At 67.6% G+C, this 14,498-nt stretch carries 14 protein-coding genes and 3 tRNA genes; 2 read left to right on the top strand and 15 right to left on the bottom strand.

Annotation, left to right across the window (positions count from 1 at the left end; all coding sequences use genetic code 11):
* Positions 1 to 6: 6 nt before the first annotated feature.
* The 9 genes from rpoB to AB0G79_RS04850 form a co-directional block, all read right to left on the bottom strand.
* Positions 7 to 3,489, bottom strand: coding sequence for a DNA-directed RNA polymerase subunit beta (gene rpoB, locus AB0G79_RS04890; RefSeq protein WP_360800200.1), 3,483 nt, complete (start codon positions 3,487 to 3,489; stop codon positions 7 to 9).
* A gap of 547 nt (positions 3,490 to 4,036) precedes the next feature.
* Complete coding sequence (rplL, locus tag AB0G79_RS04885) at positions 4,037 to 4,423, bottom strand: 50S ribosomal protein L7/L12 (protein WP_360800197.1); 387 nt, start codon at positions 4,421 to 4,423, stop codon at positions 4,037 to 4,039.
* 111 nt (positions 4,424 to 4,534) lie between these two features.
* Positions 4,535 to 5,065: a 50S ribosomal protein L10 gene (gene rplJ, locus AB0G79_RS04880; RefSeq protein ID WP_030757401.1), complete on the bottom strand. Its 531-nt coding sequence runs from the start codon at positions 5,063 to 5,065 to the stop codon at positions 4,535 to 4,537.
* 246 nt (positions 5,066 to 5,311) lie between these two features.
* Positions 5,312 to 6,238, bottom strand: a complete 927-nt coding sequence (locus AB0G79_RS04875; protein WP_360800194.1) for a hypothetical protein — start codon at positions 6,236 to 6,238, stop codon at positions 5,312 to 5,314.
* Between the two features lie 119 nt (positions 6,239 to 6,357).
* Positions 6,358 to 7,086, bottom strand: coding sequence for a 50S ribosomal protein L1 (rplA, locus tag AB0G79_RS04870; RefSeq protein WP_360800191.1), 729 nt, complete (start codon positions 7,084 to 7,086; stop codon positions 6,358 to 6,360).
* A 78-nt stretch (positions 7,087 to 7,164) separates the two neighbouring features.
* Positions 7,165 to 7,599 carry a 50S ribosomal protein L11 gene (gene rplK, locus AB0G79_RS04865; protein ID WP_137993976.1) on the bottom strand — a complete coding sequence of 145 codons (435 nt, stop codon included), beginning with the start codon at positions 7,597 to 7,599 and terminating at the stop codon, positions 7,165 to 7,167.
* 159 nt (positions 7,600 to 7,758) lie between these two features.
* Positions 7,759 to 8,667: a transcription termination/antitermination protein NusG gene (nusG, locus tag AB0G79_RS04860; RefSeq protein WP_360800188.1), complete on the bottom strand. Its 909-nt coding sequence runs from the start codon at positions 8,665 to 8,667 to the stop codon at positions 7,759 to 7,761.
* A gap of 44 nt (positions 8,668 to 8,711) precedes the next feature.
* Positions 8,712 to 8,999 (bottom strand): preprotein translocase subunit SecE, encoded by a 288-nt coding sequence (gene secE / locus AB0G79_RS04855; protein ID WP_360800185.1) that lies wholly within the window; start codon positions 8,997 to 8,999, stop codon positions 8,712 to 8,714.
* Positions 9,000 to 9,104: 105 nt separating this feature from the next.
* Positions 9,105 to 9,177, bottom strand: a tRNA-Trp gene (locus AB0G79_RS04850).
* Between the two features lie 206 nt (positions 9,178 to 9,383).
* Between AB0G79_RS04850 and AB0G79_RS04845 the strand changes: the two genes are divergently transcribed.
* Together AB0G79_RS04845 and AB0G79_RS04840 are read left to right on the top strand one after the other, a co-directional pair.
* On the top strand, positions 9,384 to 10,607 hold the full coding sequence (locus AB0G79_RS04845; RefSeq protein WP_360800182.1) for a pyridoxal phosphate-dependent aminotransferase: 1,224 nt from the start codon (positions 9,384 to 9,386) through the stop codon (positions 10,605 to 10,607).
* A gap of 133 nt (positions 10,608 to 10,740) precedes the next feature.
* Positions 10,741 to 11,763: an adenosine deaminase gene (locus AB0G79_RS04840; RefSeq protein WP_360800179.1), complete on the top strand. Its 1,023-nt coding sequence runs from the start codon at positions 10,741 to 10,743 to the stop codon at positions 11,761 to 11,763.
* 29 nt (positions 11,764 to 11,792) lie between these two features.
* Here AB0G79_RS04840 and AB0G79_RS04835 read toward each other — a convergent pair whose 3' ends face one another.
* The 6 genes from AB0G79_RS04835 to AB0G79_RS04810 all read right to left on the bottom strand — a co-directional run bounded on the left by AB0G79_RS04835 (position 11,793) and on the right by AB0G79_RS04810 (position 14,347).
* Complete coding sequence (locus tag AB0G79_RS04835; protein ID WP_360800596.1) at positions 11,793 to 12,920, bottom strand: UDP-N-acetylmuramate dehydrogenase; 1,128 nt, start codon at positions 12,918 to 12,920, stop codon at positions 11,793 to 11,795.
* Positions 12,917 to 13,345, bottom strand: coding sequence for a MaoC family dehydratase (locus AB0G79_RS04830; RefSeq protein ID WP_360800176.1), 429 nt, complete (start codon positions 13,343 to 13,345; stop codon positions 12,917 to 12,919). Before AB0G79_RS04830 ends, AB0G79_RS04835 begins: the two co-directional genes overlap by 4 nt.
* 2 nt (positions 13,346 to 13,347) lie before the next feature.
* Positions 13,348 to 13,800, bottom strand: coding sequence for a MaoC family dehydratase N-terminal domain-containing protein (locus AB0G79_RS04825; protein WP_360800173.1), 453 nt, complete (start codon positions 13,798 to 13,800; stop codon positions 13,348 to 13,350).
* 101 nt (positions 13,801 to 13,901) lie between these two features.
* Positions 13,902 to 14,066, bottom strand: a complete 165-nt coding sequence (gene rpmG, locus AB0G79_RS04820) for a 50S ribosomal protein L33 (protein WP_003956487.1) — start codon at positions 14,064 to 14,066, stop codon at positions 13,902 to 13,904.
* 89 nt (positions 14,067 to 14,155) lie between these two features.
* Positions 14,156 to 14,228: transfer RNA gene (locus AB0G79_RS04815), tRNA-Met, on the bottom strand.
* A gap of 46 nt (positions 14,229 to 14,274) precedes the next feature.
* Positions 14,275 to 14,347: transfer RNA gene (locus AB0G79_RS04810), tRNA-Thr, on the bottom strand.
* Positions 14,348 to 14,498: the final 151 nt, after the last annotated feature.

Here is a 14,498-nt window from a genome sequence, read left to right as displayed (position 1 = left end):
CTCCCGTCAGACCTCTTCGACGCTGCTCGGCTCGCGCCGCGACAGGTCGATGCCGAGCTCCTCCGCTGCGCGGAAGACGTCCTCGTCGGTGTCGCGCATCTCGATGGACATGCCGTCCGAGGACAGCACCTCCACGTTGAGGCACAGGGACTGCATCTCCTTGATGAGCACCTTGAAGGACTCGGGGATGCCGGGCTCAGGGATGTTCTCGCCCTTGACGATGGCCTCGTAGACCTTCACGCGGCCGGTCACGTCGTCGGACTTGATCGTCAGCAGCTCCTGGAGGGCGTACGCGGCGCCGTATGCCTCCAGCGCCCACACCTCCATCTCACCGAAGCGCTGGCCACCGAACTGGGCCTTACCACCCAGCGGCTGCTGGGTGATCATCGAGTACGGGCCGGTCGAACGCGCGTGGAGCTTGTCGTCGACCAGGTGGTGGAGCTTGAGGATGTACATGTACCCGACGGAGATCGGGTCCGGGAACGGCTCGCCGGAGCGGCCGTCGAACAGCCTCGCCTTACCGGTCGGGAGCACCATGCGCTCGCCGTCGCGGTTCGGGATGGTGTGCTGGAGCAGACCCGCGAGCTCGTCCTCGCGCGCACCGTCGAAGACCGGGGTCGCGACGTTGGTGCCGGGGGCGACCTGGTCGGCGCCGATCGCCTGGAGGCGCTGCGCCCACTCGTCCGCGAGGCCGGAGACGTCCCAGCCGCGGCTGGCGAGCCAGCCGAGGTGGATCTCCAGGACCTGTCCCGGGTTCATTCGGGACGGGACACCCAGCGGGTTGAGGATGATGTCGACCGGAGTTCCGTCCTCGAGGAACGGCATGTCCTCGATCGGAAGGATCTTCGAGATAACACCCTTGTTGCCGTGACGGCCGGCGAGCTTGTCACCGTCGGTGATCTTGCGCTTCTGGGCGACGTAGACGCGGACCAGCTGGTTCACGCCCGGGGGAAGCTCGTCGCCCTCCTCGCGGTCGAAGACGCGGACGCCGATGATCTTGCCGATCTCGCCGTGCGGGACCTTCAGCGAGGTGTCACGGACCTCGCGCGCCTTCTCACCGAAGATCGCGCGGAGCAGACGCTCCTCGGGGGTCAGCTCGGTCTCACCCTTGGGCGTGACCTTGCCGACGAGGATGTCGCCGGCGACGACCTCGGCACCGATACGGATGATGCCGCGCTCGTCGAGGTCGGCGAGGACCTCCTCGGAGACGTTCGGGATGTCCCGGGTGATCTCCTCCGGGCCGAGCTTGGTGTCACGGGCGTCGACCTCGTGCTCCTCGATGTGGATCGAGGAGAGGACGTCGTCCTGCACGAGGCGCTGCGACAGGATGATCGCGTCCTCGTAGTTGTGGCCCTCCCACGGCATGAACGCCACGAGGAGGTTCTTGCCGAGCGCCATCTCGCCGTCTTCGGTGGCGGGACCGTCGGCGAGGACCTGGCCCTCGATGACGCGCTGCCCCTCGTCCACGACGACCTTCTGGTTGACAGAGGTGCCCTGGTTGGAGCGGGAGAACTTGTGCAGGCGGTACGTGATGTACGTGCCGTCGTCGTTGGCGACCGTGATGTAGTCGGCCGACAGCTCCTGGACGACACCGTCCTTCTCGGCCTTGAGCACGTCGCCGGCGTCGGTGGCGCAGCGGTACTCCATGCCCGTGCCGACGAGCGGGGCCTCCGACTTAATCAGCGGCACCGCCTGACGCATCATGTTCGCGCCCATGAGGGCACGGTTGGCGTCGTCGTGCTCGAGGAAGGGGATCATCGCGGTCGCGACCGACACCATCTGGCGCGGCGAGACGTCCATGTAGTCCACGTCCGACGGCTCGACGTAGTCGACCTCGCCGCCACGCTTGCGGACCAGGACGCGCGGCTCGGTGAACTGCATCTCGTCGTTGAGCGCGGCGTTGGCCTGCGCGATGACGAAGCGGTCCTCCTCGTCGGCGGTGACGTAGTCGACCTCGTCGGTGACCTGGCCGTCGACGACCTTGCGGTACGGCGTCTCGATGAAGCCGAACGCGTTGACGCGGCCGTACGAGGCGAGCGAACCGATCAGACCGATGTTCGGGCCTTCGGGGGTCTCGATCGGGCACATGCGTCCGTAGTGGGACGGGTGCACGTCTCGGACCTCGAAGCCGGCCCGCTCACGGGACAGACCACCAGGGCCCAGCGCCGAGAGACGACGCTTGTGCGTCAGACCCGACAGCGGGTTGTTCTGGTCCATGAACTGCGAGAGCTGCGAGGTTCCGAAGAACTCCTTGATCGACGCCACCACAGGGCGGATGTTGATCAGGGTCTGCGGGGTGATCGCCTCGACGTCCTGCGTGGTCATGCGCTCGCGGACGACGCGCTCCATGCGAGCCAGACCCGTGCGGACCTGGTTCTGGATGAGCTCGCCGACGTTGCGCAGACGACGGTTGCCGAAGTGGTCGATGTCGTCGGTCTCGACGACGATCTCGTTGCCGTTCTCGCCGACCGTCTCGGTCTCGCCCGCGTGGAGCTTCACGAGGTACTTGATCGTGGCGATGATGTCGTCGGTCGTGAGGACACCGGCGTCCAGCGGCTCGTCGGCGCCGAGCTTCTTGTTCACCTTGTAGCGGCCGACCTTCGCGAGGTCGTAGCGCTTCGGGTTGAAGTAGAGGTTCTCGAGCAGCGTCTGAGCGGCCTCACGGGTCGGCGGCTCGCCCGGACGGAGCTTGCGGTAGATGTCGAGCAGCGCGTCGTCCTGGCCCTGGGTGTGGTCCTTCTCCAGGGTGGCGCGCATGGACTCGTACTCGCCGAACTCCTGCAGGATCTGCTCGGTGGTCCAGCCGAGAGCCTTCAGGAGGACGGTGACCGACTGCTTGCGCTTGCGGTCGATGCGGACACCGACGAGGTCGCGCTTGTCGATCTCCATCTCCAGCCAGGCACCCCGGGACGGGATGATCTTGGCGGAGAAGATGTCCTTGTCGGACGTCTTGTCGATCGAGGAGTCGAAGTAGACGCCGGGCGAGCGGACGAGCTGCGACACGACGACACGCTCGGTGCCGTTGATGACGAAGGTGCCCTTGTTGGTCATGAGCGGGAAGTCGCCCATGAAGACCGTCTGGGACTTGATCTCGCCGGTCTCGTTGTTGGTGAACTCGGCAGTGACGAAGAGCGGGGCGCCGTACGTGAAGTCACGGTCCTTGCACTCGTCGATCGAGTTCTTCGGCGGCTCGAAGCGGTGGTCGCGGAAGGTCAGCGACATCGACCCGGAGAAGTCCTCGATCGGGGAGATCTCCTCGAAGATCTCCTCCAGACCGGACTTCGTGGGGACGTCCTGTCCCGACTCAAGGGCAGCCTCGACGCGAGCCTTCCAGGCGGCGTTGCCGAGCAGCCAGTCAAAGCTCTCGGTCTGCAGCGCGAGGAGGTTCGGAACCTCGAGGGGCTCCTTGATCTTTGCAAAGGAGATGCGCAGCGGGGCGGTGCTTGCGCCGTTGTTCGTATTGGTCGAGGCGTTGCGCGAGGCGGCCAAGAGGGGGTCCTTCCGAGGGCTCGGACTCACTACGCGCGTACCGGTCCCCAGCAACGCTTCACGGCAGACTTTTCCTGAAATGACCAAAAGGCCAGGTCAGATGGGGTCGGTCCACGAAGCTGATGCGAAGGTATGCCCCTGGTGACGGGCAGGGGGCAGCTAACAGGCAGCGCAAAGGGTCAGTGTAGCCACTTGGCTCACTGATGTCCAGGGCGACTTCTTCGCGACCCTCGTTGCTCTCAACTCCGCGGTACCTCGCGCCGTGCGGCGCACCTCGATACTGCCCGTTCAGTCGTCGATCCATGCCTCGGATACGGATCGTTGTGACGACGCGTCCTGAGAATTGCGCGCTGCGTGCGGTTCGTCAAGGCCCCCCGGTCGACGGGGCGCACGGCGAAGATCACCATACTCCGCCCCGGACGCCCTCACGAGCCCCCGCCACGCCCTTCCCCGGGAACGCCGAAAGGCGACCACCCAGAAGGGTGATCGCCTTTCAGTGCCCCCGCGTTACACGGGGACGAGAGTCACTCAGCGACTCGTAACGGTCTTACTTGACCGTGACGGAGGCACCGGCGGCCTTGAGGGCCTCGGCGGCCTTGTCAGCGGCCTCCTTCGCGACCTTCTCGAGGACCGGCTTCGGGGTGCCGTCGACGAGGTCCTTGGCCTCCTTGAGGCCCAGGGAGGTGAGCTCGCGCACGACCTTGATGACCTGGATCTTCTTGTCGCCGGCACCCTCGAGGATGACGTCGAACTCGTCCTGCTCCTCAGCCGCACCGGCAGCGTCGCCGCCACCAGCCGCGGGGGCGGCAACAGCGACGGCCGCGGCGGCGGTGACGTCGAACTTCTCCTCGAAGGCCTTCACGAACTCGGAGAGCTCGATGAGGGTCATCTCCTCGAACTGGGCGAGGAGGTCGTCCTGAGAGAGCTTCGCCATGATGGGCGATCCTTCCACTAATTCGGCTGGTGCCGATGTGTCTATAGAGGCGGGCGTAACGGCCCGCTACGACCCGCGCACTAGGCGGCGCGGATCAATGCGCGAGCCGAATTACTCGGCACCGCCCTGCTCGGCCTGCTTGGCGCGAAGAGCGTCCACGGTGCGGACGAGCTTCGACGGCAGCGCCTGGAAGAGCTGAGCAGCCTGAGACTGCTTGCCCTTGAAGGCACCGGCCAGCTTGCTGAGCAGAACCTCGCGGGACTCGAGGTCCGCAAGCTTCTTGATGTCGTCGGCGGAGAGAGCCTTACCGTCAAGGACACCGGCCTTGATGATGAGGTTCGGGTTCTCCTTGGCGAAGTCACGCAGGGCCTTCGCCGACTCCACCGGGTCACCGGTGACGAAGGCGACCGCGGTCGGACCAGCGAAGTGCTCGTCCAGTGCGGTGATCCCGGCCTCGTTGGCCGCAATCTTGGTCAGCGTGTTCTTCACCACGGCGTACTGGGCGTTCTCACCGAGCGAGCGACGCAGCGTCTTGAGCTGCGCGACGGTGAGACCCCGGTACTCGGTCAGCACGGCGGCGTTGGAGCTCTGGAACGCGTCCTTGAGCTCGGCCACCGATGCAGCCTTGTTGGGCGTCGGCATAGTGCGTTCGCCTCCTTCCGGGTGATGAGGACCGCTCAGAAGGGGCTGAACAAACAAAACGCCCCGGCGCAGGCGCACGGGGCGTAGCTCGACCGGATGAGAACATCCGGGAACTTTCCACAGTCACCTGCGCGGGTCGTCCGCAGTCAGCGGATCCTTCGGCCACCGCACCCGAGAGGGCACAGCAACGACCAGCGGTCTTTGGCTTCTGTGGAAGAGTACGTGAGGGTGTCCGCTTCGGGCAAATCAGCCCTGTGCGCCCGCCCCGCCCAGGCCCTTGAGCATCTCGAAGAGGTCGACGGTGTCCTCGGCCGGCGGGGCCTGGACCGCGGCCTTGGTGCCGTAGTCGCTGTAGTCGGCGGTGAGCTTCATCTTGCCCTCGGCCATGGTCATGTCGATGTCCATGCGCGCCGGGTAGCCGTCCTCGTTCACCCAGAGCTCGGTGTCGTAGCCCTTGAAGCCGGCCTTCTTCATGCTCTCGGTGAGCTCGGCGTGGTCTTCCTTGGAGAGCAGCTTCGAGGTCTCGTTCGCCTTGAGCATCTGCTCCAGGGTGAGCGTGCCCTTGTAGTGCTGGGTCTCCATGCCGTTGATCTTCTCGGAGCCGACGTGCTTCACGTCCGGGGAGTCGAGGAGCAGGGCGAGCTGCTGGGCCGGGTCCTGGTTCATGTTGTCCAGGCCGCCGGTCAGCTGCTTCTGGAGGCCCTTGTCGCCGGCGAGCTCGCCCGCGGCCTTCAGGTCCAGCTTCATCCAGCGCTTGCCGTCCATCTCGGCGGCCAGCTTGGTCCCCATGTCGATGTACATGACCTGGTCGAGCATGACCACGCGCATCTGCTCGGGCATGTCCGCGCCGGCGCCGGCACCCGCGCCGGCGAGCGCCGAGCCCTTCATGGTGAAGTCCATGGCCGCGGGGTCCCAGCCCTGGACGCCGGTCATCACGGCGGTGCCCGAGTCGGCGCCTGCGCCTTCCATGCTCATCGTCATCTTGACCTTGGCGGCCTTGGCGGCCGAGGTCTTCTCGTACGCGGCCGTGATGACCTTCGTGACGTCCCCGTGGTCGTTGGCCTTCGCCTCCGGCGCGGCCTTCGCGTCGCCGTCCTGACAGCCCGCGACACCGGTCACCACGGCCACGGCCGTCAGGGCCACACCGGCACGCTTCCAAGCGGTCTTGTTCATGAGCGTCCCCACCCGTTCGGTCCAGTCTTCTTTACGGTCTCTTGAACCGTAACAAGAAGCCGGCCCCGCTCCTCCGAAGAGGTGCGGGGCCGGCTGACCACTCAGCGAACCGGTGAGGTTCAGACCGCGGCCGGGTCCTCCTCGACGAGGAGGTTGCGGGTGCGGTTGGAGTCCAGCGGGATGCCGGGGCCCATCGTGGTGGTGAGGGCGGCCTTCTTGATGTAGCGGCCCTTCGCGGCGGACGGCTTCAGACGGAGGATCTCCTCCAGCGCCGCGGCGTAGTTCTCGACCAGCTTCGTGTCATCGAAGGAGACCTTGCCGATGATGAAGTGCAGGTTCGAGTGCTTGTCGACGCGGAACTCGATCTTGCCGCCCTTGATGTCGTTGACAGCCTTCGCGACATCGGGGGTGACGGTGCCGACCTTGGGGTTCGGCATGAGACCACGCGGGCCGAGGACGCGGCCGAGGCGGCCGACCTTGCCCATGAGGTCCGGGGTGGCCACAACGGCGTCGAACTCGTTCAGGCGGTTGCCCTTGGAGATCTCGTCGATGAGCTCGTCGGAGCCGACGATGTCGGCGCCCGCGGCGATCGCGGCCTCGGCACGCTCACCGGTCGCGAAGACCAGGACCCGGGCGGTCTTGCCGGTGCCGTGCGGGAGGTTCACGGTGCCACGGACCATCTGGTCGGCCTTGCGCGGGTCGACGCCCAGGCGGAAGGCGACCTCGACGGTGCCGTCGAACTTGGTGGTGGCCGTCTCCTTGGCGAGACGGACGGCCTCGAGGGGGGCGTAGAGCCGCTCGCGGTCGATCTTGGCGTCCGCGGAGCGGAGAGCCTTGCTGCGCTTCACTGCTTCTCCTGGTGTTTCAGGTATGGAGTCGTGGTGCGGGCCGCGCAGGCCCTACCACTGAAGGTCAAACGGGGGTGATCAGCCCTCGACCGTGATGCCCATGGAACGGGCGGTGCCGGCGATGATCTTGGACGCGGCGTCCAGGTCATTGGCGTTGAGGTCGGGGAGCTTGACCGTGGCGATCTCGCGGACCTGGGCGGCCGTGAGCTTGGCGACCTTGGTCTTGTGCGGCTCGCCGGAGCCCTTCTCCACACCCGCGGCCTTGAGGATCAGCTTGGCGGCCGGCGGAGTCTTGGTGATGAAGGTGAAGGAGCGGTCCTCGTAGACCGTGATCTCCACCGGCACGACCATGCCACGCTGCGACTCGGTCGCGGCGTTGTAGGCCTTGCAGAACTCCATGATGTTGACGCCGTGCTGACCCAGCGCGGGGCCGACCGGCGGGGCCGGGTTGGCCGCACCAGCGTTGATCTGGAGCTTGATAAGCCCCGTGACCTTCTTCTTCTTGGGAGGCATTGCTCTCTCCGGGTCCTAGTGAGAGTGTTCAGCCCGCCTTCCGGTCATCCGGATGCAGGCATACCGCACAACGATAACGGGTATAGACGTGCGGCTAAAAACCGAGCAGGTCAGAGCGGCTGTGAGAAGCCCCTCTGACCTGCTCGGAAGACGGTGAGATCAGTTCTTCTGGATCTGGTCGAAGCTCAGCTCGACCGGGGTCTCGCGACCGAAGATCTCGACGAGGCCCTTGACCTTCTTCGAGTCGGGGTTGATCTCGTTGATCGTGGCCTGGAGCGTCGCGAAGGGGCCGTCGGTGACGGTGACCGAGTCGCCGACCTCGAAGTCGAGGACCTGGACCTCCAGCTTGCGGGCCGGAGCCGGCTTGCCCTCGGCCTCGGCGGCCTCGCGGGCGGCCTTCTCCTCGGCCTCCGGGGCGAGCATCTTGACGATCTCGTCCAGGGTCAGCGGGTACGGGTCGTAGGCGTTGCCCACGAAGCCGGTGACGCCGGGGGTGTTGCGGACGACGCCCCAGGACTCGTTCGTCAGGTCCATGCGGACGAGAACGTAGCCGGGGAGCTTGTTCTGCTTGACGTTCTTGCGCTCGCCGCCCTTGATCTGGACGATCTCTTCCTCGGGGACCTCGGCCTGGTAGATGAAGTCCTCGACGTTGAGCGAGACGGCACGCTGCTCGAGGTTGGCCTTCACGCGCTTCTCGTAGCCCGCGTAGGTGTGGATGACGTACCACTCGCCGGGGAGGGTGCGGAGCTCCTCGCGGAGCGCGGCGATCGGGTCGACCGGGGCGGCCGGCTCGGCCTCCTCCTCGGTCTCGACCTCGTCGGCCTCGTCCTCGACGGCGGTCTCGTCGTCCTCGTCGGACTCGACCTCGTCGTCCTCGTCGGACTCGTCGTCCTCGTCGGACTCGACGTCCTCGTCGTCGGACTCGTCGATCTCGACGTCCTCGTCCGCAGCGTCCTCAGCAGCGTCGACCTCGACGTCCTCGACGTCCTCGTCGGCGGCCTCGACGATGTCCAGCTCGTCCTCGACGGACTCGGACTCGAAGGCGTCGTTCAGGTTCGCGTCAGACACGGTGGCTGCTTCTTCCTGCGATACAGATGGGGTGGAACAAAAAGTCAGCCGAAGACGTACTTGACTGCTTCCTGGAAGCCATAGTCAATCACGGTGACAAGGCCGATCATGATGACGACGAAGACAATCACCACGGTGGTGTACGACGTCAGCTGGCTGCGAGTGGGCCAGACGACCTTGCGGAGCTCCGCGATGATCTGGCGGTAGAAGAGCGCGAGGCGGGCCAGAGGGCCCTTCTTGCCGCGCTTGCCGCCCTTGCGGGCCTTCTTCTTGGAATCGGTGGCCGCGTCCTCGGCATCAGGCATGTCGATGGAGCCTACGGCGTCCGTCACGATCTCTCACCTGATTCCGGGTCGGCCGTGCCGCGCCCGGGTGGAGCCGCACGGCGGTGCAATGAAGTACGTACACATGCGCACAACACCTGGCGGTGTGTGTAGCAGGGCCGGAGGGACTTGAACCCCCAACCGCCGGTTTTGGAGACCGGTGCTCTACCAATTGAGCTACGACCCTTTGTTGGTGTCCCTCAACCTACCGCATCGTGAGATGTGGTCGGTGCGGGCCAACGAGGAGTGAGCATACGCGGTGATGGGGGCTCACGTCGAACAGAAACCGCGCCGACCTGCTCTCGGACGGGCGTACGACCGGGAATGACCGTTCCTGTCCGGTCCGTGAAACCCGTGTCCCGGGGCCGTATCCGGTCTGGGACGATGGGCCGTATGAGCGCTGCTACCCCTCCCACCGAGCGTCGGGTCTCCGCACGCATCGGTGCGATCTCCGAGTCCGCCACCCTCGCCGTCGACGCCAAGGCCAAGGCCCTCAAGGCCGCCGGGCGCCCGGTGATCGGCTTCGGTGCCGGCGAGCCCGACTTCCCGACCCCCGACTACATCGTCGAGGCGGCCGTCGAGGCCTGCAGGAACCCGAAGTTCCACCGCTACACGCCGGCCGGCGGTCTGCCCGAGCTGAAGGCCGCGATCGCCGCCAAGACGCTCCGCGACTCCGGTTACGAGGTCGACGCCTCCCAGGTCCTGGTGACCAACGGCGGCAAGCAGGCGATCTACGAGGCCTTCGCCGCGATCCTCGACCCGGGCGACGAGGTCATCGTCCCGGCGCCGTACTGGACGACGTACCCCGAGTCGATCCGCCTCGCGGGCGGCGTCCCGGTCGAGGTCGTGGCGGACGAGACCACCGGCTACCGCGTGTCGGTGGAGCAGCTGGAGGCGGCGCGCACGGAGAAGACCAAGGTCGTCCTCTTCGTCTCCCCGTCCAACCCGACCGGCGCGGTCTACTCCGAGGCCGACGCCGAGGCGATCGGCCGCTGGGCCGTCGAGCACGGCCTGTGGGTCCTGACCGACGAGATCTACGAGCACCTGGTCTACGGCGACGCGAAGTTCACCTCGCTGCCGGCGATCGTGCCCGAGCTGCGCGAGAAGTGCATCGTGGTCAACGGCGTGGCGAAGACGTACGCGATGACGGGCTGGCGCGTCGGGTGGATCGTGGGCCCGAAGGACGTCGTGAAGGCCGCGACGAACCTCCAGTCGCACGCCACGTCCAACGTGAGCAACGTCGCGCAGGTCGCCGCCCTCGCCGCCGTGTCGGGCAACCTGGACGCCGTCGCGGAGATGCGGACGGCCTTCGACCGCCGCCGCCAGACGATCGTGCGCATGCTCAACGAGATCGAGGGCGTGTACTGCCCGACCCCCGAGGGCGCGTTCTACGCGTACCCGTCGGTGAAGGGCCTGCTCGGCAAGGAGATCCGCGGCAAGCGCCCGGAGACCTCCGTGGAGCTCGCCGCCCTGATCCTGGACGAGGCCGAGGTCGCGGTCGTCCCGGGCGAGGCCTTCGGCACGCCGGGCTACCTGCGCCTGTCGTACGCGCTGGGCGACGAGGACCTGGTCGAGGGCGTGTCCCGGATCCAGAAGCTGCTGGCGGAAGCCAAGTAGGCGCGGGGAGTCGGCAGCGACTCCCCGCGGGCCCCCGGTTCTTCGGAGCCGGGGGCCCGTTTTTACGTTCGGGCAAGGTACCGATAGGGAAAACGGACTGTTTTCGTCCATTCGGGTGCGGCAGGATCAGCCAATGGAGCACGTTCACCGCGACCTCAGCGCCCTGCCCAAGGCCCATCTGCATCTGCACTTCACCGGCTCGATGCGGCCCACGACGCTCATCGAGCTGGCCGACAAGTACGGCGTCCGCCTCCCGGACGCCCTGAGCAGCGGTACGCCCCCGAAGCTGCGGGCGACCGACGAACGCGGCTGGTTCCGTTTCCAGCGCCTCTACGACATCGCGCGCTCCTGCCTGCGCGAGCCCGACGACATCCGGCGGCTGGTCCGCGAGGCGGCCGAGGAGGACGTCAGGGACGGCTCGGGGTGGCTGGAGATCCAGGTCGACCCGACCTCGTACGCGCCGCTGCTCGGCGGTCTGATCGCGGCGATGGAGATCATCCTCGACGCGGTAGACGCGGCCTCCCGTGACACCGGGCTCGACATGCGGGTGGTCGTCGCGGCGAACCGCATGAAGCACCCGCTGGACGCGCGGACCCTCGCCCGGCTCGCGGTGCGGTACGCGGACCGGGGCGTGGTCGGCTTCGGGCTCTCCAACGACGAACGGCGCGGCATGGCCCGCGACTTCGACCGGGCCTTCGCGATCGCCCGGGACGGCGGTCTGCTCGCGGCCCCGCACGGCGGCGAGCTGACGGGCCCGTCCTCGGTGCGGGACTGCCTGGACGACCTGGGGGCGACGCGGGTCGGCCACGGCGTCCGCTCGGCGGAGGACCCCCGGCTGCTGCGGAAGCTCGCGGAGCGCGGGATCACCTGCGAGGTCTGCCCCGCCTCCAACGTGGCCCTCGGGGTGTACGAGAAGCACGAGGACGTGCCGCTGCGGACGCTCTTCGAGGCGGGCGTGCCGATGGCCCTGGGCGCGGACGACCCGCTGCTCTTCGGTTCGCGGCTCGCGGCCCAGTACGAGATCGCCCGCCGCCACCACGCCTTCACGGACGAGGAGCTGGCGGAGCTGGCCCGTCAGTCGGTGCGGGGCTCGGCGGCCCCGGAGGACGTGCGGGAGAAGCTCCTGACGGGCATCGACGACTGGCTCGCCGCCTGACCGCCCGAGGGGGCCCTCGGGCGGCCGGCTCAGAGGCTGACGCCGACCGTCACCGGCTCGTTGACCAGGGTGATCCCGAAGGCGTCCCGGACGCCCGCGACGACCTCGCGGGCGAGCGCGAGGAGGTCCTCGGTGGTCGCCTCGCCGCGGTTGGTGAGGGCGAGGGTGTGCTTGGTGGAGATCCGGGCGGGCCCGGAGCCGTACCCCTTGGTGAAGCCGGCCTTGTCGATGAGCCAGGCGGCGGAGGTCTTCACCTGACCGTCGGTGCCCGTGGGGAAGGCGGGCGGGGCGACGTCGGCGCCGAGGCGCTCGGCGACGCGGGTGAGGAAGGTCTCGTACTCCCCCGCCGTGAGGATCGGGTTGGTGAAGAAGGAGCCGGCGGACCAGGTGTCGTGGTCCTCGGGGTCCAGGACCATGCCCTTGCCCGCGCGGAGCCGGAGGACGGTCTCGCGGGCGTGCGCGAGCGGCACGCGGTCGCCGACCTCGACGCCGAGGGCCCGGCCGGTCTCGGGGTAGTTCACCGGCGCGGACATGCCGTCCGCGTCCTCCAGCTCGAAGCGGACGCGCAGCACGACGTACCGGTCGGGCTGGTCCTTGAAGAGGCTGTGGCGGTACGAGAAGGCGCACTCGGCGCCCGTGAGGGTGACCGTCTCGTCGGCGCGCCGGTCGTAGGCGACGACCTCGGTGACGGTGGCGGAGACGTCCTGGCCGTAGGCGCCGACGTTCTGGATCGGGGTGGCACCGGCCGAGCCGGGGATGCCGGCGAGGCACTCGATCCCGGCGAGCCCGGCCTCGACGGTCCGGGCGACGGCGTCCGTCCAGACCTCGCCCGCGGCGAGCTCCAGGCGCGTGCCGTCCAGGACGAAGCCGGTGGTGGCGATGCGCAGCGCGGTGCCGTCGAAGCCCTTGTCGCCGATGACCAGGTTGGATCCGCCGCCGATGATCAGGAGCGGGGTGCCGCCGGCGTCGGCCTCGCGGACGGCCGCGATCACCTCGTCGTCGGTGGTGGCGGTGACGAGCCGGGTGGCGGGTCCGCCGAGCCGGAAGGTGGTCAGGGGCGCGAGGGGGGCGTCTGCGATCTGCTGCACGGGCTCAAGGGTACGGGCCCGCCGCTCGCGCGACGGGCCCGTGAGGTGCGTGCGGCGGGCGTACGTCAGGCGAGGCGGACGACGGCCCGGGACATGCCCAGGACCTTCTGTCCGGCGCTCGTGGCCGTGATGTCGACCCGCACCTGCTGGTCGTCGAGCTTGGCGCCGACCTTGGCGGAGACCTCGATCTCGGCGCCGACGCCGTCGTTGGGGACGACGACGGGCTTGGTGAAGCGGACGCCGTACTCGACGACGGCGGCGGGGTCGCCGGCCCAGTCGGTGACGACGCGGACCGCCTCGGCCATGGTGAACATGCCGTGGGCGATGACGTCCGGCAGGCCGACCTCGACCGCGAACTTCTCGTTCCAGTGGATCGGGTTGAAGTCCCCGGAGGCACCGGCGTACTGGACGAGCGTGGCGCGCGTCACGGGGAACGTGCGCGCGGGCAGCTCGGTGCCGACCTCGACGTCGTCGTAGGCGATCTTCGCGGTCATGGTCAGGCCTCCTCGGGCGCGCGGGAGACGAGCTTGGTCCAGGCGGTCACGACGTGCTCGCCGGTCTCGTCGTGGACCTCGCCGCGGATGTCCAGGATGTCGTTGCCGGCGAGGGACTTGATCGCCTCGATGGTGGAGGTGACCGAGAGCCGGTCCCCGGCGCGGACGGGCCGGGTGTAGGCGAACTTCTGGTCGCCGTGGACGACGCGGCTGTAGTCGAGGCCCAGCTGCGGGTCCTCGATGACGGCGCCGGCCGCCTTGAAGGTGATGGCGAACACAAAAGTCGGCGGGGCGATCACATCGGGGTGGCCGAGTTCCTTGGCCGCCTCCTGGTCGGTGTACGCGGGATTCGCGTCACCGATCGCCTCGGCGAATTCGCGGATCTTCTCGCGGCCGACCTCGTAGGGCGCGGTGGGCGGATAGGTCCGGCCCACGAAGGACTGGTCGAGCGCCATGGACTCGATACCTCCTGCTGGATCTGGTGCGACTGGCGACTTGCTGCGACAAACGACACGAGGCCGCCCCCGGGTGGGGACGGCCTCGTGTACGAGCCTGATTAACGCGTCTCGCGGTGCGCGGTGTGCGAGTTGCAGCGAGGGCAGTGCTTCTTCATCTCAAGACGGTCCGGGTTGTTACGCCGGTTCTTCTTGGTGATGTAGTTCCGCTCCTTGCACTCCACGCAGGCCAGCGTGATCTTCGGGCGGACGTCGGTGGCAGCCACGTGAGTGCTCCTTGACGGACGGATGGGATGGATTAACGCATGAAAGAGTAGCCGATCGCAGGACCGACCCCACAATCGGCTACCGTGTGTAGCGGTGACCGGACTTGAACCGGTGACACAGCGATTATGAGCCGCTTGCTCTACCGACTGAGCTACACCGCTTTGATGATCCGGATCCCCGCCCGAGGGCGGGGGTCCTTCTCACCAGAGCCCCAATACGGAATCGAACCGTAGACCTTCTCCTTACCATGGAGACGCTCTACCGACTGAGCTATTGGGGCGAGCGAGGAAGACATTACACGGTCTCCGGCCCATCGCCCAAATCCGTTTCCGCGACCCCCCTCGACGGCCCCCACCAGGCGTCCCGTAGGCCACTCGTGGACTCGCCGGTACGACTTTTGCGCTCCTCCTCGAAGGCGGGTCCGAGCGCCC

It is taken from the genome of Streptomyces sp. NPDC020807 (genome assembly GCF_040641575.1).
Classification (GTDB): Bacteria; Actinomycetota; Actinomycetes; order Streptomycetales; family Streptomycetaceae; genus Streptomyces.
The sequence above is the reverse complement of the archived record's forward strand: the minus strand, read 5'-3'. Positions and strand labels throughout refer to the sequence as shown.